Genomic DNA, 21,477 nt, shown 5'->3' on the forward strand with positions numbered 1-21,477 from the left:
GTGTCTGTGGCGTTGAGCAGGATGATTGTAGATCTCCTTCATCGCCGCGATAGCGCCGGGATGCGCCGATTTCGGCAGTGCGGAAAGAACATTCGCGGATTTGTGAAGCTGTAAGATCAACCTGTCGGTGTGTCGGCGGCGGCGAGCAGTTGCGGTGCTGTGCGGAGGGTGGTCGTCATCGCCAGCGGTCCCAGCGGACGACCCGTGGGAGACGCCTTCCTCCAGAAGTCGGAAGTCGGTTTATCCTGAGCGGGAGTTCCTCGAAGACCTTGTCGCTGCGGCGTCAACGCTGCCTGAGCAGCACGCGCCCCGGGCGTACTACTCCAAACGGATAGCGACCCCGGTGACCATCGACCAGCCGGAGCGGGACATCGACTCGGCGCAACGCGAGTGGCTCGCTGCGATCTACGAGTTCCAGCACCGCGGATACCTGCAAAAGGCGGCGCCGGACGCCGGCGTACACGACGACTACGCCGGAGCCAATCCTGATGACGCCCTCGACACCCTGATCGCCGACCGGATCGGTAGTCGAGCGTTGTGGTCACCGCAGCCCTCGAACTGGGAGGAGATGAACTTCTTCGACCTCGTCGAGATCTTTCACGATCTCGTGGCGAGGCCACGACGACACTTCTTTCACAACTTCGATGGTTGCGGCTGGCACTATTCGGTGCTCACCCCACGGCCCGCCCAGATCCTCTACAGATGGACCATCAACCGCATCCTGGCCCGCAACGGCGTCGAACTGCGCCTGGCCGAAAGCGGAGAGGACGTGGGGCGGTTGGTCGAGGGGACCAACGATGCACGCTCGGATCTGATCGAGGCCGCCTTGGCTGCCCCTGATCCACCCGTAAGGATTCCGTCGCTCACGCCGTCGCACTCTTCCGCAGTCGCAGCGCACCCCCACCACCGCCTCGCCGACCTACCTCGGCGTGCCCATCTTCTGCTCCCGCAACTCGACGTAAGGAAAGTTGCGTGAAATCAGGCCGTGTGCGGCTGTGTTGATCATGTTGTGGGCCTGCTGTTTCAACACGGCGATCGAGGCGGTCGAAGCGGTGGCGGGCGTTGTGTATGTTCGGGCGTCCACGCTGGCGGCGGCTTGTAAGACAATGTTCGACATCTGAGGCTTTCTGCCTGTCCATTCTGATTAACGATGAGCTACCTAAACCGACCGCACCGTCCCCGTAAATAGCCTGAACGCCCAGAGTGAGCTTGACGTCAGCAACCCACTCCGGGCGTTCAATATTTTGCGATTCAATCAGTGGATGTCATTCTCCGTAGGTCCGTGCAGGCAACTCGCTATGAAATCGTGTGACACAAAGCCTCCTATAGCCTCGCAATCTCGATACCATCTCGATCCAAGATAATGTGCTCGTCCGACCAGATACGATCTTCGGGGTACGCCACCCAAACTTTGATGTAGGAAGGAAAGATCTCCACTTGAATTGAGTCAACCTTCTCCCTCGGCGTTCGGAGGACAATGAAGTCTTGGTTTTCGAGGTCGAAACTTGTCCCGAGCGGCTCGAATTGGACCGTTGTTTGTTCTTCACCTCCTGCAGAGAACCGTATATCAACCATCGTCGAATCTGCCATCGCTCGTCCTTTCCATCGTCAACGACCTAGTGTCCCATCCCAGGCATCGATCACTTCCTGCGCGAGGATCGCCCTCGACTCAGGTACGGTCAGGCCGTTCTCGTCTCTCGAAGCATCTCGACCACCCTTATTGTTCGCTGCGGCGTTTGCATAGATATCTCGGATCCTTACGGCGTCCTCACGTGTAGCTATGCGTCGTAACTCCTCGGCGCTCCGCTGCCCGATCAGACTCGACGGATTGACTGCCTTGCCGCGACCGAATAGGTCTCCGCTGATCTGTTGCAAGGTTCGGCCGTTGCTGTAACCGGTATGAATGTTCTGTTGTGTCTGCGGTGTCGCAGCCTTGCCCGGTGCTGGTACTTCAGGTTTGGAATTGCTTCCAAGGGCGCCAGGTGCAGAGGTACCAGGCCCACCTTTGGCACTTGGCCCCTGACCGCCGTTGGCCGTTCCGCCAGCGCCGCCACTATTGGTCCCACCACGTGGTGTGTTGAAGGCCCCTGGGTACATGTCCCCGACGAAGCCATCCCAACCGGGACTTCCGGATGGGCCACCTTGCCCCGGCTCAAGGCTGCCCATCGGGTTGCTGTTCTCACCAGTAAGATCACGGTTGTTCACCGGATCAGCATTTGCGTAATCATAGCTATTGGCTGATCCGCCGGGGACCGGGTCGGTTTGCAGGAACCTACCCAGAATCGGCAAATATGTCCGGGCCCCCATCTCCAGAGCTTGTTGGCTCGCAAGGTGTTCGATCGGGACGGTGTGCTTTCCGAGGTACCCGAAGTCCATACCGCCTTCAGCAGTAGCCGGAATAGGGATATCTGCGAACACGCCGGTAACCGGGTCGATATTCTGTCCGAATGGGTCGTAGAGATGAATCGTCCCAGTTCGGGTGCCAACTCCGTCGGCGGTGAACATGATGTCGCCGTGAATGTTGGGATACGACCAGTTGCTGCTGCCGGTCGGAGCATAGGTCTTGGTGAGAAGGGCTCCACCAGGCAATTTCAGTATCCGCTGACGGAGGTTCGCGTTGTTGTCGAGGACGAAGTCAGGCCCTCCGGAATCGGAAAGGAAGCCATAGCGGGTCACTTGTGCCGGGTTCTGGTTGACCTGCACTGACCGCGCCGTGATCCGATCGGTGACATCGCGGGTGTAGCCGATCGCGTACCCGGACGCAGTGTTGGTCGCGACATGCCGACGGGTCGAGTCGTAGCCGAGCGTGTCTGTTCCGATCGTGATCGCGTTACCGTACTGGTCGTAGGTCAGCGCCAAGTCAGTGGCGCCGTTGGTCGATAGTAGGCGGTCGGCGTTGTCATAGCAGTAGTTGGTGACGGCGGGCGCGGCACCATTGAAGCTGTCGGCCAAGGATGTGCGGTTTGTATTCTGACCCGCCTTTGGATTGGGCCCACATCCGTTGTCACTTGCGTACCCGTAGGTCATTTGATGGTGGGGCACCGCAGCCTTGACCAACCGACCGACTGAGTCGTAGGTGTAAGCGAAGCTGTAATCCGAGCCTGGGTTGGCGGTATCGGAGATGGACTCGTCGATTATGCGTTGGTCCCGGGAACGAGTTACGCCACTGGTAACCGTTGAGCCCGGCACTTGCCATGCCAACGCCTGGATCGAATTGACGTCGTTGCGGGTGATGGCGAGGCTGGTTCCATTGCCATATGCGACGCCTCGCATTAATCCTGCGTTGTATTCAGGGACCGCCACGCTGGCCCCGTCCAAATCTAGACCGGTCAAGCGCGATGCGATGTCCCAATGAAAATTCAGACTGGAGGTCACACCCTTGATCGTGCTGGTCTGACTCGTGATTCTCCCGGCAAGGTCGTATGCGGTTGCGGTTGTCACGCCGTTGGCGTCGGTATATGTGGTCGTTCTACCGAGCAGGTCGGTCACTGTCGTGGTCGTGCCACCTTCGTCACTGGTCGCCTTCTTCAGAGGGTCACCACCAACGGCGTAGTTGTAGGTGATCGTCCGAGCCGGTTGTGTGCCCATAGCTGGGAACGATTTCTTCACCGTTCGGCCGCGGCTGTCGTAGTTCAGACATGACCACGGCTCATTGTTGGTACGAGCGGCGGCGATCTGCCCTGCGGCGTTGTAGACCGTTTCGAGAGTATTGGCTACACCCTGCGAGTTCTTGGATGCCTGCACGGTCTTGACCCTGCCGCCCTGACTGACAGCAACAGACTGCTGATCACACGGGTTTGCGCGAGTCTCGGTGTCGCCGTAGTAGGTTGACGTGCCGCGATTGTCGATATTGGTGGGGTCACCGGCAGGCATCGTTGCTGAGAGTTGTCGCAGGAAACCCTGTCCAGGCTGTTCGAAAACGGCACGAGTCGTGAGATTCAGCCCACCCGGATCAGCGATCTGAGTTGTCTTGAGACCGAATACCGGATCGGTGCCATTTGCCGCATCCGAGTACCCCACCGCGCTTGTGATGGACGCTGCGCGTTCGACGGGCCCCCCAGAAGCACTGTAGGTGATCTTGCTGGTCTCAAGCCCGTATCGCGGAGCCGAATGTTGCCCTGGAACGGTCACCATGGTGCCCGTGCCCGGAGGCTTCCATTTGAACTCGAGCGCACCAGAGGTCCCGCTGCGGTTGTAGTAGTCGACTCGAATCCGATGCCGGCTACCTGATGTGTCGTTAACGTAGGAGGCACCCGCAGTCGTGGTAGCCGGCTTGTCGGTCCAACTGTCGACGATCAGGACATCATCGATCCACAGTCGGGCACCGTCAACGAGGGTGAATCCGAGGTGATACTCGCCCGCGTCGGGGAATTCGATCTCGCCAAGGAATCGACCTGACCAGCCGCCGCTATTGGCGACCGGCGGGGTCGAACCCCATGTCCTGTGTAGTGCCCCCGTGGCGGTACCGACACCAGTCGCCCACTCCTTCGGGACACCCGCCAGGAACGGGTTGTCGTAGAACGCAGACTCCAGCCCTGTCAGGTTCTCGTCGTAAGCTCGGTGAGTGTGCGGCATATTCGCCAAGCACTCCGGTTTCGGCGTTTGCCCGTTGAAGCACTGTGGGCCTGCCGGACCGAATCGGTCGATCAACCGGTCTGCATGGTCGTAAATGAGCGTTGTGCGACGACCTGTCGTGTCAATGATTACGGTGGGCTTGTCTTTCGAGTTCCATTCCATTCGGGATGTGTCGCCGACAGCATCAGTTTCACTGAGCACGCGCCCTGCATCGTCCCAGGTGACGGTGCGCACACCGAATTTGTCGATACCTGCGATGTCCACCGACGCTTGCCTACCGAATACGTCGTATCGGTATAGATGCGTTTGGTGGGGTGCCAATGCCCGGCCGTTCGGGGCAGGAGCAGTGACAGTAATCACCCGAGATTGCGGGGGTGCCAAGAATTGAGGATCGTCATAAAATGCGTCGTAGTCCAAAATTGTTCGGTCAGTCTTGCCGTCCAGCGCTGTTGTCTGAGTCGCTAGCCAATCGGCCGCTAGAGGATCTCGGATTTCGTCCAATTCCCCTACACTGTCGATCGCCCTCTGCTTTTTCTCACTGTCGTTGCCTGCTTGATCGTAGGCAAGTTTGGCCGACTCGATTCCTAGATAGCTGTAGTCGCGAATTTCTGAGCCTGGGTTCTCGATCCGCCCAAGCGCGCCGACGATGTACCACAGGCGCGTCTCGGTCCCGTCCCAGTATCGGATGCGGCAGAGTTTCTGTGCAGGCGCAGAATAGGCACCTGTCGGGAAGGCGGCCCCGCCGTAGCAGTTGTTACTGTTGTCGGTGTTATAGAACAAGGTATGGGACCGACCAGACACCGGATCCTTGATCTGGGTCAAACGGGCGGGCGACCCACTGTAGAGATACTGCAGCGAAGCAGGCTTCTTGCTGTCCTCAACCTTGGAGACAGCGCCAAGTGTGCCATCGACGTTGAACACTGAAACAACACCGTTTTCGGTGACCGAGATCCGCCCACCTCCATCGATTCCGAGCGCGCCATCGCTTTCCTTGGGCGGGGTGTATCCATCGTTCGAAGACTTCGCCCAGGTATGTTTGCCGCCTGCGGTATCGGTGAGAACAACTGATCCATCGAGCATCGTTGCCTCGACGTAATCACTGCCCATCAATCCCATGGTCCAACCGTTTGGCAACGGTGAGGGATCTTGAGAATACAGCCAATCGGTTGTGACAATCCTCGGGGTCCAGTTGTGCGTGCGTTGGGTAGTGCCCGTGGTGCTCTTGGCCCACAGAACCATTCGCGGATTACTGGTCGAGCGATGATAGAGTTCGATCTTGATCGGCACCCGCTGTCCTGCGGTCAAGGTCACATCGGTTGACTTCTTGGTTGATGCTGTCGCGAAAGCAGTGCTCACCGTCGCGGCGTTAGGACCGTCGTAGACAATGTTGTTGTCGACCCAGACCTTGGCGCCGTCGGCATGACTACCGGCGAAGCTGAAATCACCGGTCACCGGCACCTGGAAGTAGCCTTCCCATCGGACGACGAACCATTGGTCGTCGAGAGCTTCAGGCATCGGATCTTCCTTCCAAGGAAGGTTTTCCGACACATTGCTCCACGCGTTGCCGAAGTCCAAGTTCACTTGCGGCTCGCTGCGCACCAGGATCGGTACGGAGTCCGCAGCACCATTGTGATCGGCATCGTTGAAATACGATGCCCGCACGCCGTGAGAATCTCCCCCTTGGCGTGAGTTGTATGCGAACGTCACACCGGCCGAACCGCCAAGAGCTTCGAACAGTGGACCCGCAGCCTCGGTGTGTGCGTTGCCGTTGAAAAGGTTGACCGCAACAGGGCCTGCACTGTCAACCGGCGCTGGACCGGGCAAACCCACTCGTTTGTCGACTGTGAAGTGTCGAACCCAATTCGATGCCGTGGGTGTCGCGCCACCGGACGATACAGTCGCCACGGTCCAGGTATAGCGACCACCGTCGCGTAGAACATACCGGGGCACTGTCCATTTCGGCGTATTCAGGCAGCCCGAGTCGACGACACTGCCGGATCGGCCGTCGAAACCGGTGGAAATTTTGAAGCAGTACAATGTGCCAGCGGTCGCGGCACTGACTTCCAGGGTTGGGGTGTCGGTCGCGACGATCGCGTCCTCAACTGGCCCCACTGGATTCACCTGGGGGCCCTGAACCGGCGCGCCGCCCTCGCTATAGTCGATGATCAGCGCCGCGAGCAGTTGCTTGAAAGAGTACGTATTGGTTTCTGTTCCCGCTAGCATGACCCACAAATTCTTGTCGGCTGCTTTGACCCGGTCACCGATCACGTTCGACAGTGCCGCGGTTGAGAGTGACCCGTTCTCGCCGATGCTTGCCGAGGCCAGCTCTGGTCCGAGTGCGCCGAACCCCAATGGCGAAGTCGCCTGATACAACGTCAACTGAGACGCCGGCTTCATCTCGGCGATGGGTGCCAACAGTTTCAGGTCCAGGCGCGCACCAGTGACAGTCTTGTTCGCCAGCGGCGTCAGATTGTAGCGAAGCGCCGTGCGCCAGAAGCCGTTCTGCCCAAGCAGATTTCGTGCGTTACCTACGGCGATTCCGCAGTCATCTTCCGGAGTGCAGCCGAGGGCACCTTGCTTGTAGGCGATCGCCTCAGACTGCATGTTGTACCCGAAGGTGTAGGTCGGGTCAACCACGATCGGAAACTTGCGAGCAGAATCCTTCAACCAACTCTTGTCGACAGTGACCGTGAGCTTCCAGGCAGTCCCGTCACGTGCCAGGGTATAAGTGCCACCCGTGCGCGCCGAGCCCTTCTTGTCCTTTTCACTGCCAGCTGAATCCCACACTGCGATCGGCGGCAGGGACGCCACAACTTTGCCTGTGTCGTCGGAGATCTTGACGATCTTGCCCTCGACCTTCGGGGTCAAGGCACCGGTGTTCAAGGTGAACGACCATTTGCCCTCTCCGACAGCGGAGGCGTTCTTGAGGATGATCGATTCCTTGATCGCCTCCGCCGACACTTCGTACTTCACGTCGGTGTTCGGCAAAGCGTTCGCATAGGTTGCCGTCGACCCGTCGACTTTGCGGCCGGCTTTACCCGCGCCTTCGAGTTCGAGAGTGACTGGTACACCGCCCTGGTTCACCTTGAACAGCGCCGGGTCGTTGGCGAACTCCGCCAATTCGATCCCTACCCCAGTGCGGACCGCCGTGACTCGTTTGGAGTCCTTCTTCTCTACCAGGCGGGTGTCGACCGGATCCCAGCCGCCTTTGCCGTCGGGAACGCCGAGGGGAATTTGAGACAACACCAACGTCTTGGTCCCGTTGGCGTTGGTGAACTCGATCGAGTCTTCGGTGCGCCCGGTCTCCTTCGAGGTCTTCGGGTCGAAACTGCTCTTCCCATCAGTACCCCCGGTCGGGAGCAACGGCGAGAAGTCCGCCTCCGGTGTTACCGCCTGCCGATTGCTGACATCAGCCTTCGGCTTCGCGTCAGACACCATCAACGGCATCGACCGCGGATCCTTCGGGCGCGGCGCACCCAACGCGACGGGTGACACCACGACCTGGGTCACCGTCGCGATCAGCAACACCACCAACACAACCGACCAGGCCACCGCACTACGGAAGACCCACAAGACCGGGAACCAACGCACTAACGCGCTACCCCGACGACGAACCCTCATCACACTCCACAACCAAACACCGAAACCCCAGGAGACTGGGGATGACCGAAAATTCATGGATCGAGCAACCAAGGAGGCGAAATCCGATCACCTCGTGCGGTTCAATACAGAAATCACCGACGTCAAAACTTCAGACTTCGTGCTGTAATGCCAGTTAAAGAAGACTGTGAATGCCTCCGTCGAGCCCGGACCCAGGACTGCGCAAGGCTTACACCCACACCCACACCTATCCCATACACATATCTGATACCGATGACGATGACCCATTGTCGGAGTCGTTCACTCGTATCTCCGGCCGGAGATTCTTCACAGATCGCAGCGCTGCAGCGCGATGGTCCCCTCACCGACTTCACCCTCTATCGAGCAGGTCCGATGGACGGTCACCTCCGCCACCGAAGACGCTCGCTCAATGCAATCTCACATTAAGCAGTTGAACTTCATCGACGTCTTGGTCGTGATAGTCCGCACCGCTTTATCCGCCACCGTTGGTATCTACCGGTTCCCAACGACCCGGCAGCCCCATGCTTCTCGGCGACGGACCGGGGTTGGGCCCTGCGCCCAACCCGCGTCTATTTGGGGCAGCCGGCAGTGCTCGGATTGGTCGTACACAATGCCGCACTGCCGGTGCCCGAACTTCCCGTCGATGGTGTCGTTCCAGCGACGTTGCCCGTACCGAAGCTCACCGATGAACCGGAGCCGCTGCTGCCGGTAGCTAGTAATCCGAGGATGCCGATCAGTGTGTTCGCCGAGCCTGTACTGGCCTCGGCCACAACACTCGGGGCCTCGGCCGTTGCTGTGGCGGTGCCCGCCATCGCGAATGTCAGGCCCGATGCCACCATAATGGCGGCTCCGATCGCGCTACGACACCTATTCATCGAATACTCCTCATCTTGGATTGATCGCGTCCCATTCGGCCCCCGCCGAGCGGACTGCGGCCGACATTTCGATCGATCGGCATTATGTTTTGTAACACGCCCTCGCGGGGCTGACAAATCGAGGAAGAAAGTCGTTTTTATCCTCGCCTCCCAGCACGGATTTCTTGCAGCCAGCGGATACAGCAAACCTTTCGTTCCCCGACGGAGGGGAAAGACTGGTTTCAGGTGCGTGAAGGTCGGAAACGCGAATTTGACGCGTGCGACAGGTGGCACTATTTGGCAAAGATCTGTGGATGCCGCAACCCTGCCGAGCCGTTGATGCTGGGCGGAAGTTCGTGTGTCAGCGTTCGCAGATCTGGACTGCGACCGTCACCCGCGATGCGGCTCGACCTCGCGATCCGAGCAGGTTATCTCGCGTAGTTGATGGCTGTTTCGTATATTTTCCTGACGTAGGCGTCGGAGTGGTTGTATGCGTAGATGGCCTTTCGCCAGCCGTCGGCGGTAGCCAAGTTGCCACCTGCCGCACATAGGTATCGCGCGGCGGCTAGTGCCGCGTCATCGATATCGTCCGGGTTTCCCTGTGTTTGGTCGGATTCTGCGAATTTCCCGTTTTGAGGGCTTTTTGCTATGGATTGGTAGTCGGAATCGGCGCGGGTGCCCCATCGTTTCCAGGTGTCCGGGATGAATTGGAAGGGCCCTGCCGCCCTCGCGTACACCGGTCGCTCTGCTCCTGCGGGGTCGATAATCCGGGCGTTGCCGTTGGTTCCGTCCAGTGGAACTCCTCGGATCGGTGGACTCACTTGCCCGTCGCTTCCGATCCGGGCACCCCTGTGGCGACCATGGTCGCTCTCGACGCGACCTATGGCAGCGAGGGTGGTCCACCCCAAATGACAGTTCGGTTGCGCTCTGCCGAGGGCCACGGTCGCATACCCATACGCCTGGAGTGCTCGTGCGGGAATTGCGTAACGGTCAGCCCTGGTTCGGGCCCACTCCTGCAAGGGGTCCGCAACGCTGTCGCTTGCCACCAATCCGATTGATGGCATCATCTCGCCCGACACAGGCACCTCCCATCCCCGAGAATCCTGCTGCCCCCCGTAACTGATGGTTGCGAACAGCCCGCTTCCGATCAGCAATAGTCCGAGACAGCGCCGGTGGAGTTCGCCGATGCGCTTCATCGACCACGTGGGATCCAACTAGTTCCCCTCGCTCTCCGATTCGCTACTTGCATGGCCGCACCGTGGTGGTGGAGGAAGATTTCTTCGGGGTAGTCGGCGTGGACGGGTGAACCGACTGAGTCGTCGACGCTGGAGACGCAGTCGTTGTTCTGGCTTTCGGCTTGTCGGTCGCCGCAGGGGTGCGGCAGACACTCGGTCTCGCGGTCGTCGTTCTGGGCACCGCAGACTTCGGGGGAGACTGCCCCGCGGTTGTAGACGTGGTCTCTGCCGGCACCGTCACAGTGACGGTCGACGGCTGTACGACCACGATCTGGGGCGCTCCTGTTCCTTGCGGAATGGTCACCGGTGGCATCGAAACGCTTCCGTTGAGCGAGACGCTCGGCCATTGTTGGGCAGTCGACGTTTCGGTCACAGTCGAGGGAACACCGGATTCGGTCGGTGTTTGCGTCACGGTCTCTACCACGACCGGATCGCCGATGCTTTCAGCGGGCGCGGTCTCGGTCACCGTGACAACGCCAGGGACGGTCGGGTCCTCGGCAACTCCGAACTCAGCACTCATGTCCTGCCCCGGAAGAGCTACCTCGCTCGGGATTTCAGACATCGAACTCGGTGCGGTCGGCACGAGTTCGGTGGGGGTGTAGTCACCGGGGATCAAGGCGGTGATGTCGTCGAAACTCTGCGTCGCCAGCTCCGCCGATGCCGCGGCATCACCAACCGTCTCGGAGTTCTCTGATGGTCCCGCCGTAATGATCCACAGACCGACACCAACGCTGACCACGACAGCCGCGACAGCCGCGTAGGGCAGGTGCCGCCTGAGAACGTCTTTTCCCACTGTTCGAACGAACCGCTGCCATCGACTCAGCAACGGCACGGGCCGGCCGTCGGCACCGTCGGACTCCACGTCGGTCAATTCGCCTTCTACGACCACATCGACATCCAAAACCACGCCGTCATCAAAAGCTTGCTGGGGCAGCATGATCACGACGGTCGCATCCGGGTCCGCCTCGCTGTTGCTATCGAAATCCGTGATCCTCCTAGGAATTGCAATGCCCTGGTGGGTCTCGGGATTGTCATCTTCGGGTTCGCTGTTGTCATCTGCTCGCATCTGGTCTTGCCTTCTTCTCACTGCACAACGAATCGCGGTAAATTACTCGCCGACGCCACCCGACACAGTCAAAGAACGAAACCCGAGAGCAGCGCGTCAGATGGTTGGACGAGATGAGCTCTCAGGAACCCGTCACGACTCCGCGGATGATCCGGCCGAGAAACCCCGCTATGGCTGTCTCGGCGGATCCGCTTTCGCCCTTTCCGTCGCTCGATCCGGGATTGAAAGAGCCCGATGACCCGGTGGTCGAGGACCCCGCAAACCCTGGACCCGAAAACGATGAGCCGCTCCCGGCAGGCGAAATTCCCTCACCCGACTCGCTCGGCGCGTCAACGGCCTCCTCGGCCGCCGAATATGGCGTAAGCGGGATCGGCTCTGCGACAGCGCCAGCCATCGACCCCAGAGAACCTGCAAGGACAATACCGGCAGCCATTCCAGCTACTACCAAATTTATTCTCTTCATCGAACCACACCTCCAACACCCAGCAAGCCAATATGCCAGGGACGCATCCAACATTTAGGTTATGAGAAACCGAGACTGATTGAGTACCGATTTGACACATCAGCACCGACCTGCAGTATCCGAGCTTGGATACAGACAGCAATATCCGCCTCGCTCAGACCAATCGCCTTCACCATTACACGACTGTCACAGACCGCAACAGACGGCACCAATCCACTTAACTACGCAGGCAGGTATTTCAGCAGGAATCTACGTAGTCCAAAGTATTTGCCCCTCGCTGAAGCAGCATGACGGAATTGAAGCCATCGAAAGAACACCTCTCGACGATGACCCGATCCAGACAGAGTCCTGCTAACAATGAGTACGAATGTCGCTGCCCGCGCCGAATTCTGACCTGACTGCGGGGTTTCCATTCCCCGGATTCACCTCGACAGATATACCGAGACGTCTCCCCAGTCGAAAATCCGGCAGGTTGACCACGAATCCAACGCTCTTTCGGCCGTAACGCATCGAAAACGTTCGGCAGCACACGTAATACGTACATCACAGTCACGAACAACCCTGGGAACCAGGCCAGAACACCGCAAAGGGCCACGAATCGCTGGTACTTCAGCGCGCCAAACTGGCGACGAACCCTCATCTCACTCCACCACACCGCGCGGGCCCGACCAAGTGATCGGCGCATTCCCGCAAATAATACCGACCAGTCTGCACTTTACGTAGCCTCTAAGGCTTATGTAAACGTGGCGTAGGTCACTTCATGCTGGACAGATGCGAACTCTGTCAAAGAAATCTTGCGTACACCATTTCGATACCAGACAGTTATATAGCTAACCTCGGCGAAGATGACGATGAGAAAATGCTCCGCGATCTTAAGCGCGACGCACGGACGAACCCCTTGCAGCATCCGTGAAATCGAGGCGCCGAACGATGATTACGCAGATATCGGGTTGCTGACCGCCTGTCCGATGGACTGGCGCGGTCAGCCACGGATTTACGAGCGACGACAGCGTGCGGTCGACGATGCGGGCCTCGCAGTTGCCCGTCCCCGATGACCCGAGCCCACACCGGCACTCGAGCCCGCGCCGACCACACCGCGTCTGCGTGGCTGCTTTCCGTTCCAGGTCGATTGTTGAATCCACGTTCTGTCGAACGGTCGTGGAACCTGTTGCGGCGATCACATATTCGGCACCGCGCAGAAGCAGCTTCACCTGGACCGCGTTGTGACCGATTGTTCAGCTACGAATTGCCGCCCCGCAGTGCGCAACGGCGAGATCGAGAATTACGTCAACGTAGCGAGTGTCGGTTCCTACGATGCCTCAACAACCCACCGGCCGCCGAACTGACCATGACTTACCCGCCAGCCCACGACATACAGCCCCGATCGAGTATCGAATCGTACGGCGAGCGGACACGAAGGACGGGAAAATAGCGGAGTCCGATACCTGCCACGCAGGGGAGGCTACCGGCGAGCCAGTCCAGATCAACCTGTGCCCGACAGCCTGCGGGAACGACCGACGTGAGGCGCAGACTACGCGCGCACGAATCTACGCTTCGCTCTGCTCAAGTTCTGGTCGATGCGGACCGCGCGGACGATCACGTGCTCGCACGCGAAATCCCTTGGAAGAACGTGCTATTGACACGGAATTCGACCCTAACAGGAACTAGCGGCGTGTACTCGCGGTGGACGAGCTCGACCTGTTCGTGCTCACCAACCATCACGTCCCTGGTCCGGCGCCTCTGCGGGAGTCGTTGTGCCGGTGGGAAGGTCAGCGTCGACGTAGAGCCGGTACAGGGTGGAGTCGCCGCGGTTGGGGTAGGGCTCGGACGCCTCTCGGACGTGCAAGGTTTCACCGAGCAAGGCGCGGGCTCGGTGTAGTTCGTCCAGGGTGCCGGTGATCCGGAACTTCATCGGGTTCTCCGTCCGATCAGGGCCGCCAGCCAGCCGGGCAGTAGCGCGATAGGTGCGTCGGTTTCGATGGTGTAGGCGCGGTCGCCGATCACCGATCCTGGTCCGGCGAGGTAGCCGCCCAGCCTCAGCCCGGGCCCGCGGATGTCGATACCGGGTCCCAGCGGCGATGTCCCACCTGACACCGACGCCACAGTCAGCCTGCGTGGAACCCGAAAGTACAAGTGGCGGCCCGCGTTCGGGGTCGCCACCTCCAAAGTGACGGGGCGGGGTTGGCCCCACCGTCGGCACACCTGGGCGAATCTCGCGACGCCGTCGGCTCCTGCGTTGACACCGCCCTCGAGGTGGCGGTCCAGGTCGATGCCGACGATCCCGGACGCGCGGCATCCGACGCCGATGTTCGCCCCTTCCGGCCACGCCGCCGCGACGGTGGCGATGTCACCGGTGAGCAGTGTGTGCTGCCAGCCCGCCGGCGCGACCTTCTCTCCAGGCGGGAGCGGAAACACCCTCAGGCCGCGTGCCAGCAGCGGGATCGGGTCGGGCACCGGGTGTTCGGTGGTCATTGGTCGCACCGGCAGTCGTATCCGGTGGTGGTGTCCCCGCCGCATTCCGGGCAGGCGTTCCGCTCGGCCCTCTCGTCTTCGTGCATGTACTCGTCGTGGCGCCACCCGCTGCACACAGCGTTGAAACATCCACAGCCACCGCATTGCGGGCAGGTCATCCCGTTCAACCAGCCGCACCGGTGACACAACAGCTGGTTGAGCGGGTCGTCGTAGACGGCTTGGGCCTCGGCGAAACTCATATCGTCGCTTTCGGCGCGGGCGTGGATCTCGATCACCTCGGCGCGCGCCTGCTGATACGGCAGGCCGCGGTCGGCGGCGCGGGCGCGGGTGGCGCGGGTCAGCGCGCGGGATTCGCGGGGCATGAAGGGTGCTCGCTCTCCGATGAGGTCACCCACGCCGCCCCACCACAGCGACATCGACGCCACAGCAACGGGTTCTGCACCGCGGAGTCTGAGACGTCTTCGCCCGTGGAGCACTCGCTCCCGGGCGTGGGCGGGCGAGTTCGGACCGGCTGGCGGACAGCCACGCACCACCATAACGGCCACCACCGACACATCCCGACGAACCTCGATCGCGGACACCAGCGGAGCCCAGGCCATGAGTGGGTAACCTCCGAACTTCGGCCGAGGAGAACAGGAACGCGGCAAACAGTATGCCGATCCCACCCGGCCGCCCATCTCGATGACCGGCAGTATGGTGATGACGGCCTATCCAGACACTCTGCGCTGCACGGTGACTGGCTGTCCTGCCGCAACCAACCGCCTGAGAGGTGCCGGACAAATGGATGTGATTCGCTACCCCGCTCCCACAGTCGAGCACCTGCATGCTCTTCATGAGCTTCTGACACGCCGAGGGTGGGTCGCTGACGAAAGCGGCCATATCGAGCCCGGCGATCCGGCTGATCCCGAAGCGGGCTGGCGCTACCCGGCGAGTTTCGGGGGTGCGGTGATGAACTACTTCCCCGATGTCACGCCCCTCCCTCTCAACTGTCGTTTCAGGATGGGCTGGGAGTCCAGACCGGTCGAGTTCGTGATCGAATCCGCAGGTAGCCCAGCGGGCTGCGAGGTGCACAACCCCGCCGAACGGTCTTTTCCCCTCGGCGAAGGCGACGAGTTGCGACTCGCCGACATCGTCGCCATCCTCACCGAACTCGAACCCCAAGCCGCCTCATTGGACCCGCGCGCTCTCCTCGAGTGCCGATTCTTCGGTACCTGCGTCGGCTAGACCCGGGCTGCTGGCCCCGAATGGCGTGGGACAGCCACGTTGTCGGTTTAGGGATGTCGGACACCGTGCGCACCGGACGCGTGTTCTCCTGTCCGGCGGGGGTTCTCGGCGGTATTCATCATCGCCTTCCGGTCCGATCGCGGACTATCTGCGCCGACTACAGCGCGTTCTCGATGCGTGCGAGCAGCCGCTCAGCGGTTTCGGCCCACGCGATCCGTGATTCGGGCTGATCATGCTCTGCCTCGTGACGCTGCTGGGAGGCCCATTCACTCAACGCGTCGGTGAGCACGAAGTAGAGATGGTCCTCGGCGGGGTCGTCGAGGTTGATGGTGATGCTGTGGCGGCGCTGGCTGTCCATGGCCGCGAGGACGGTGGTCATGCGATCACGCAAGGTGGTCAGTTCGCCGAGGATATCGACGGTTTTGAGGGATTCTGTGCCGACAACGAACGCTCCCGCACCTTGACGGGTCTCGATGAGCCCTTCCTCGGCGAGCTTCTGCTGGGCCGCGCGCACGGTATTGAGGCTGTGCACGCTGTACTCCCTCTGGATTTCGCTGATGCTGGGGAGTTTGTCACCCAGGGCGAACTCGCCGGATTGGATACGCTCGCGGAGCCGGTCGGCGAGGTCGTAGTACTGCGCCATACGGCCACCTTAACACTGCTTATCAGAGTATGTACTGATAAGCTCAGTGTGGGTTGATGTTTCAGCCCTTGCATCCACTCTCGGCAAGGGGGCTTAGCCTCGATCCACCGATGGTCGTGGGATCCGTCGACAAAGCAGTGCTCCCTTACATAGTCGGGCCAGATCGAACGCGCTGGCTCGATCAGTGCGACCACGTTGTCCTGCTCGGCCACCGTCGCCGACAAGGAAACGTCGACGGCTCGAGTGCTCGAACTCCTGTGTTCAGGGGTGGTTCGTCGGGTCGAATGTCCGCCAAGGTGCGTTGGCGAATTGCCTGACCACTGCCCGTGGCCGCACTATCGGGGCAGCCAGCTCACGCAACCTCTGGTGGTACTGTCCGGGCGCGGCACCGAAAGGGATGGGGTCGTCCACGCGGGCGCGTAGCTGGGGATTGACGTCGGGTAGATAGATCTTCGCGAGTTCGGCACGCAGGTTCGATAGGGTGTCCCGTTCCTGATCGCGAGACTTCTCGAACTGCGCGGCGAGCTCGCTTGCGCGCTGTACTGCGATCTCGCTGATGGTGCGACCATGTGCCTGTGCGATGAGAAGGTCCAGCTCTGATTCGAAGATCTCCTCTTCGGGGATTCCGGTGGTGTCGGGTCGGAGCTGTTGTGCCGCTGCTAGTGCAGCGACTGCACGCTCGACGGCCTGATCGGCCTCCTCGGTGGCGGGCAGCGCCGACGCGGCTGGCGGCAGCGGGATGGTTCGTACGCGCACGATCACCGCCGGGTCAATGGCCAGTGAGATCGACCCGGGTGACTCGTGAGTGTTGACGTAGCGGACAGCCCGCGCGCCGAGGTCGGCCAGCGCCGTCATCGGCACGTCCCCGAACCATCCGCTCAATTCACCGCGGACATCCGCCGCCAGATCTGCAGCGCCGAGGTGGATCTGCACCTGGTGCAGCCAGTACCGATGGGCAGGCGAGTCCTGATCGCGCATGCGCCGCAGCATGTTCTCGACTGCTGCGGCGTAGGTTCCCAGATGCAGGGCTAGCGAGGTTCGTCCCTCGATCGCGCTCTCGTGGTCGGAAGGCGGTAGCAACGATCGCTTGATCAGCGCGGCGATGTCACTCCGGTAGCTCGGAGATGGCCAATCCTGATAAGGGCTGGTGTGATACCAGAGGTGTCGGTCCACCTGATCGTCGTGGCAGTCGATGTCATCGACATCGCGGAGGGCGGGGTGTGCTGCCGAGATATCGACGGTGTCCCCGCACTCGCACACAGGGTATGACTCCTCGTCTCCGCCGCACTGGTGCTCGTACTCGGCAGCTGTCACCTCGACACGTCGCCCGCAGTCGCAGTCGAACCAATAGCTGAAATCCACCTCGAAACCAGCAGGATGCTCAGCCGATACACCGGAATTCACCAGCGCAGTGTACGAACCCCGTGTGCATCCCTCCCATGCGCTACCGAGTAGTTCGCTCGAGGAAGCATCGGTTGCGAGTTATAGGTAGGCGCAGTGGATGCAAGGCTCTACTTCTGTTCTCACAATCCCAGATCGACGCGGGCGGAGCGGCGCCGGTGCGCCCGGCCCGGGTGGCGAGCGCGCGGACCCCGTCGAGGACGGCGCTCACGCCGCTGTCCAGCGTCGGGCCGGGGTGCCCGACGCGGCTGTGGCGCGCCGCGATCGCGGCCACCCTCACAGCGAGGGGGAGGCGGCGACCCCGTCGTCGGCGCGGGTGGCCGGGAGTGCGGTCGACGTGCGCGGGGTGGCCGGGAGCGCGGTCGACCCGGTGCCGCTCGCACCAGGTCTCGAACGCCCGCCACGCGGAGTCGTAGGTGCGGGTGGTGTTGGGCGGGGTCGGGGCCGCGCTGTAGCGGGGCGGCGGCGCGCACCAGCTCGGGGTGATCGTCATGGGCCGCGGCCGCCCGCAGCCGTGCCCGGCCGCTCATCGGCGATGGCTCGGCCCGCGCTGCGGCGGCCGCCGGGGCGACGGCCGTGATCGGCTCGGTGTCACGGTCCTGGTCGACGGGGGTGTGCGCGGTGGGATTGCCGAGCCTCACCGCGTGCCCCGGTCGTCGGCGATCTCGGCGCGCGGGTCTTCGAGGACGCGACCGTGTTCGGGCGGGGCGTAGTGACGCAGCGCTTCGTGCAGGGCGTGTCTGGCGTCGTCGACTTCGTTCTTGGCGGCGGAGATCGCCGTGCGTACGCGGGTGCGCTGCTCGCCGACCTCGCGAGGCAGGCTCAGCCCGGTCTCGACCCCGGCCCAGTCCGAGGCCAGCCAGTCGCGCGACTCGGCCAGCGCGGCGCGGGCGAGGTCGAGGTGGCGCAGAGCGTTGGTGAAGATCTCTTGCTGGGTGGGCAGGCTCATCAGCGACCGTCCTCGTCGTCGAGATAGATAGTCGTCATCGCCGAAGCGGCGCGCTGGATCCGTTCGCGTAGCGCCCCGGCGACAGCGCTCACCGCGCGCAGTTCCGCGGCCGCGGAACTCGCGGCCCGGCGCGGGTCGTCCGGGCCGTTCCATTGCGCGGCGCGCAGCGCAGGGTCCTCGGCCATCCCGTCGCAGCGCCCGGCGAGTTGGTCGAGTAGTTGCGGCAGCCCGCCTAGGGCGTCGCCGAGACGCCGGGTGACGGTCGCGACGTTCTCGGCGTCGGGCAGGACTGTGCGGGGTGCGTTGAGAGTGGCGTGGTTGCTCCAGCGGATCAGGTGCTGCAGCGCGAGCATGGCTTCGCCGAGTTCCTCGACCGTGTGGGGGGCGTCGAGCCCCCACACGGTCGAGACGACGCCTTCACCATCGAGTGCGGTAGCGCGGGACATATGGTGTTGTCTTTCAACAGGTTCGGGGCCGATGATCACCGGCGGCGGTCGCCCTCGGTCGGGACGGGCAGCAGGTCGTCCAAGCTCATGACAGTTCCGTTGCGCGCTCGCCCAGCAGCGCGGCGAGCCTGTCGTCGTGGCGTTGCTTGCGCGCGATGTAGGCAGCGGAGTCGGTGATCTCGACGTCTTCGCCGAGGCCCAACGCCACCGCCACCGCGTGCAGGACCGCGCGCGAGTGCGCGTCACCCAGATCCCGCAGCGCCTCGTTCAATTCGACGCCGATACCGCCGCGGGCGATGCTGACCGCCAGGCGAAGCAGCCGGTATTCCGTGCTGCTCAGCGGCCCGAGATCGTCGGCGTGCGCCAGGCCCGCCCAGTCGATCCGGGCTGTGACGACCTCGCCGGTGTCGTCGTCCTCGGCGAGGTCCCCGACCTCGATGTGAGCGCGCACCCGCGAACGGTCCAGCAAACCCGCGAAATCGAGCAGACCGATCGCGCCCGGCTGCCGGTCGTGCGAGCGGCCCGGCGACGGCTGTTCGGCGGCGAGGCGGGATGACCGGCGACGCGGTGCCCGCGCCGATCCTGGCCGTGCGGGTCCCGGTCGCGATGGCGTGGACCCAGCATGCCCGCGGCGGTTGCCGCTGCCTGTGCGGGATCTATCACCGCGGTGTCGGCACCGGCGGCTGCCTGAACGCCGCGGAACCCGGGCTGCTCATCACCCTCGAGGTCACCGACGACCCCGCCGACGCGCCCCGGGTGCCCGGCGCCGACGGACCGCTGCCGGTCTGCGCCTGGTGCTATCACCTGCTGGCCGTCCCCGACACCCCGGCCTCGATCCTGCGCGAAGCCCTCGACGCCACCATCACCCGCCGCGGCACCCGGTGCGAGGCCGCGGCGGTCGCGCTGCTGGCCGACACCGGACTGCTCGGACACCTCGGTGTCCGCCGCCACGTCGTCGACGACCTCGACGCCGACGACACCGGAAACCGTGAGCGCGTCGTTCGGGTGCAGTGGTCGGCGCTGGCCGACGATCCCGAGCACCTCACCCTCGACCTCAGCCAGGAGTGCGTGCTCGCGCTCGCGCTGAGCCTGGCCTGCGGGGAACCGGTGGACCTCGCCGATGTCCTGTCCGACCTCGATCCCCGCCACCGCCGACCCGTCGCCGACGCGCTGACACTCGCGCTCGGCCTCACCGACACGACCACCCGCCCCCGCACGCCGATCGACCCAGGAGATCCTCGATGACCAACCTCGCGACCGCTTCCACCGACGACCTGCGGGCGTTGCTCACCGCTGGCAGCACCCTCGCCGGCAATGACTTCCACGCGGCCGGGGCCGTCGCTTCAGATCCGCGACCAGAGCGGCGCTCGAGTGCCCGACGATCAGACGGACTGGGCCGATCTCGCGCTGGTGCTGGGCGGGCGCGCCCCGTACTGGCCGGTCGAACTACGTCAGCGGGCAGCGATACTGCGGTGGCAGCCCGGCGACGCGCCCACCCCGATAGCCGAGCTCGCCGTGCGGCCCGATCCGGCTCTGCTGTCGAATCTTGCCGCGATCCTGCCGCCCGGGAGCAGCGGGCACACCGTAGCGATCGCCGCCGTCGCGGCCGCACGCCACCGCGCGAGCGACGAGGCCGCGCGCGCGGTCGCCAGGATCACCGACAACCCGGACATCGAAGCGTGGACCGAGGTGCCCGTGACCGCCGTGCCGGTCCCCCAACCCACGACCCCACCCGAGGTCGTACGCCGCGACGGGTGGCTGTCGATAGCCGGACACACCAGCGACATCGCCCACCGAGTGATGGCCGCGGTCGTGGCCTGCGGCCCCACCCGCGACCTGCCCTACAGCAGCGCCGAATTCCTCGACCCCACCGAACCGTTCGCCGACGAATGGGCCGCGCGCCTGCGACCCTCGCATCGCTGCGCGGGATTCGAGGTCCTCTACACCCGCGCCATCTATACCCGCCCCGGCTCCGAGCCCCCGCCCGAGATCACCGAGCACCTGATCGACCCGATCACCGACACCCCCGCGATCCGACTGTCCTCGGGCCAGCTCGTGGCCGCGTCGGCGCATCGACTCCCCGTCACCAGTCCTCTGGCCGAGCTCGTGCTCGGCTACCCGCTGTGGATCCGCCTCGCCGACGGCACCGTACATTTGGCACCGCACCGCGACACCCACATGATCAGCTGGGGATTCGAGAGCGCGGTCACCAACGCCTTGGCCCTGCTCGTCTCTCGACTTCTCGACGACATCACCGCCCCTGCCGTCGACCAATGGGATGGCGGCGGACCAGGGCTGGAACAGTTGCTGTCCATGGACTGGCCTATCGGGACCGTCCTGGACCGCGCAGAACTCGAGAAGGCACGCTCGCGCGGATAGCGAGACCGACCCGACCTGCCATCAGTACGGTCTGGCGGGTCCGGCTCGACGCCGCCTGCTGCGGCACCTACATCGGCGTGCTCACGCCGACGCCGATGTGGCGGCCACAACCAGTCGTTGCCGCCATCACCGGGGAATCCCGCCGCAGG

The 21,477-nt window shown here is 62.8% G+C and carries 15 protein-coding genes; 4 read left to right on the forward strand and 11 right to left on the reverse strand.

Going from position 1 to position 21,477, the window contains the following annotated elements:
* Window positions 1–343: 343 nt before the first annotated feature.
* Window positions 344–976 (forward strand): hypothetical protein, encoded by a 633-nt coding sequence (locus OG225_RS41050; protein ID WP_331758533.1) that lies wholly within the window; start codon window positions 344–346, stop codon window positions 974–976.
* A gap of 347 nt (window positions 977–1,323) precedes the next feature.
* Here OG225_RS41050 and OG225_RS41055 read toward each other — a convergent pair whose 3' ends face one another.
* The 6 genes from OG225_RS41055 to OG225_RS41080 form a co-directional block, all read right to left on the reverse strand.
* A complete protein-coding gene (locus OG225_RS41055; RefSeq protein WP_405183649.1) occupies window positions 1,324–1,590 on the reverse strand; it encodes a hypothetical protein in 267 nt (88 codons plus the stop codon).
* 18 nt (window positions 1,591–1,608) lie between these two features.
* Complete coding sequence (locus OG225_RS41060; protein WP_405183650.1) at window positions 1,609–8,127, reverse strand: PA14 domain-containing protein; 6,519 nt, start codon at window positions 8,125–8,127, stop codon at window positions 1,609–1,611.
* 2,162 nt (window positions 8,128–10,289) lie between these two features.
* Window positions 10,290–11,351, reverse strand: a complete 1,062-nt coding sequence (locus OG225_RS41065; RefSeq protein ID WP_331758539.1) for a hypothetical protein — start codon at window positions 11,349–11,351, stop codon at window positions 10,290–10,292.
* A gap of 2,171 nt (window positions 11,352–13,522) precedes the next feature.
* Entirely contained in the window at window positions 13,523–13,726 is a 204-nt protein-coding gene (locus OG225_RS41070) for a hypothetical protein (RefSeq protein WP_331758541.1), read from the reverse strand.
* Window positions 13,723–14,286: a bifunctional DNA primase/polymerase gene (locus tag OG225_RS41075; RefSeq protein WP_331758543.1), complete on the reverse strand. Its 564-nt coding sequence runs from the start codon at window positions 14,284–14,286 to the stop codon at window positions 13,723–13,725. The genes OG225_RS41070 and OG225_RS41075 overlap by 4 nt, the downstream gene beginning before the upstream one ends.
* Window positions 14,283–14,681, reverse strand: coding sequence for a hypothetical protein (locus tag OG225_RS41080; RefSeq protein ID WP_405183651.1), 399 nt, complete (start codon window positions 14,679–14,681; stop codon window positions 14,283–14,285). Before OG225_RS41080 ends, OG225_RS41075 begins: the two co-directional genes overlap by 4 nt.
* A 286-nt stretch (window positions 14,682–14,967) precedes the next feature.
* Between OG225_RS41080 and OG225_RS41085 the strand changes: the two genes are divergently transcribed.
* Window positions 14,968–15,510 carry a hypothetical protein gene (locus OG225_RS41085; protein WP_216917692.1) on the forward strand — a complete coding sequence of 181 codons (543 nt, stop codon included), beginning with the start codon at window positions 14,968–14,970 and terminating at the stop codon, window positions 15,508–15,510.
* A 157-nt stretch (window positions 15,511–15,667) separates the two neighbouring features.
* On the opposite strand, the gene OG225_RS41090 is transcribed toward OG225_RS41085, so the two are convergent.
* The 5 genes from OG225_RS41090 to OG225_RS41110 form a co-directional block, all read right to left on the reverse strand.
* Entirely contained in the window at window positions 15,668–16,153 is a 486-nt protein-coding gene (locus tag OG225_RS41090; protein ID WP_331758545.1) for a winged helix-turn-helix domain-containing protein, read from the reverse strand.
* Between the two features lie 261 nt (window positions 16,154–16,414).
* On the reverse strand, window positions 16,415–17,413 hold the full coding sequence (locus tag OG225_RS41095; protein ID WP_331758546.1) for a hypothetical protein: 999 nt from the start codon (window positions 17,411–17,413) through the stop codon (window positions 16,415–16,417).
* 778 nt (window positions 17,414–18,191) lie between these two features.
* Entirely contained in the window at window positions 18,192–18,503 is a 312-nt protein-coding gene (locus OG225_RS41100; RefSeq protein WP_216917688.1) for a hypothetical protein, read from the reverse strand.
* On the reverse strand, window positions 18,503–18,949 hold the full coding sequence (locus tag OG225_RS41105; RefSeq protein WP_331758549.1) for a hypothetical protein: 447 nt from the start codon (window positions 18,947–18,949) through the stop codon (window positions 18,503–18,505). Before OG225_RS41105 ends, OG225_RS41100 begins: the two co-directional genes overlap by 1 nt.
* A gap of 85 nt (window positions 18,950–19,034) precedes the next feature.
* Window positions 19,035–19,400 (reverse strand): hypothetical protein, encoded by a 366-nt coding sequence (locus OG225_RS41110; protein WP_405183652.1) that lies wholly within the window; start codon window positions 19,398–19,400, stop codon window positions 19,035–19,037.
* 101 nt (window positions 19,401–19,501) lie between these two features.
* Between OG225_RS41110 and OG225_RS41115 the strand changes: the two genes are divergently transcribed.
* Entirely contained in the window at window positions 19,502–20,194 is a 693-nt protein-coding gene (locus OG225_RS41115; protein ID WP_331758552.1) for a DUF6372 family protein, read from the forward strand.
* Between the two features lie 69 nt (window positions 20,195–20,263).
* Window positions 20,264–21,328, forward strand: a complete 1,065-nt coding sequence (locus OG225_RS41120) for a hypothetical protein (RefSeq protein WP_405183653.1) — start codon at window positions 20,264–20,266, stop codon at window positions 21,326–21,328.
* Window positions 21,329–21,477 lie beyond the last annotated feature (149 nt).

It is taken from the genome of Nocardia sp. NBC_01377, assembly GCF_045040005.1.
Lineage (GTDB): Bacteria > Actinomycetota > Actinomycetes > Mycobacteriales > Mycobacteriaceae > Nocardia > Nocardia noduli.

Excerpts from the sequence above, each read along its gene's own strand:
- OG225_RS41055 (WP_405183649.1), bottom strand. The coding sequence starts at position 1,590 with ATGGCAGATTCGACGATGGTTGATATACGGTTCTCTGCAGGAGGTGAA.
- OG225_RS41065 (WP_331758539.1), bottom strand. The coding sequence starts at position 11,351 with ATGCGAGCAGATGACAACAGCGAACCCGAAGATGACAATCCCGAGACC.
- OG225_RS41070 (WP_331758541.1), bottom strand. The coding sequence starts at position 13,726 with ATGAAGTTCCGGATCACCGGCACCCTGGACGAACTACACCGAGCCCGC.
- OG225_RS41075 (WP_331758543.1), bottom strand. The coding sequence starts at position 14,286 with ATGACCACCGAACACCCGGTGCCCGACCCGATCCCGCTGCTGGCACGC.
- OG225_RS41085 (WP_216917692.1), top strand. The coding sequence starts at position 14,968 with ATGACCGGCAGTATGGTGATGACGGCCTATCCAGACACTCTGCGCTGC.
- OG225_RS41090 (WP_331758545.1), bottom strand. The coding sequence starts at position 16,153 with ATGGCGCAGTACTACGACCTCGCCGACCGGCTCCGCGAGCGTATCCAA.
- OG225_RS41100 (WP_216917688.1), bottom strand. The coding sequence starts at position 18,503 with ATGAGCCTGCCCACCCAGCAAGAGATCTTCACCAACGCTCTGCGCCAC.
- OG225_RS41105 (WP_331758549.1), bottom strand. The coding sequence starts at position 18,949 with ATGTCCCGCGCTACCGCACTCGATGGTGAAGGCGTCGTCTCGACCGTG.
- OG225_RS41115 (WP_331758552.1), top strand. The coding sequence starts at position 19,502 with ATGACCGGCGACGCGGTGCCCGCGCCGATCCTGGCCGTGCGGGTCCCG.
- OG225_RS41120 (WP_405183653.1), top strand. The coding sequence starts at position 20,264 with ATGACTTCCACGCGGCCGGGGCCGTCGCTTCAGATCCGCGACCAGAGC.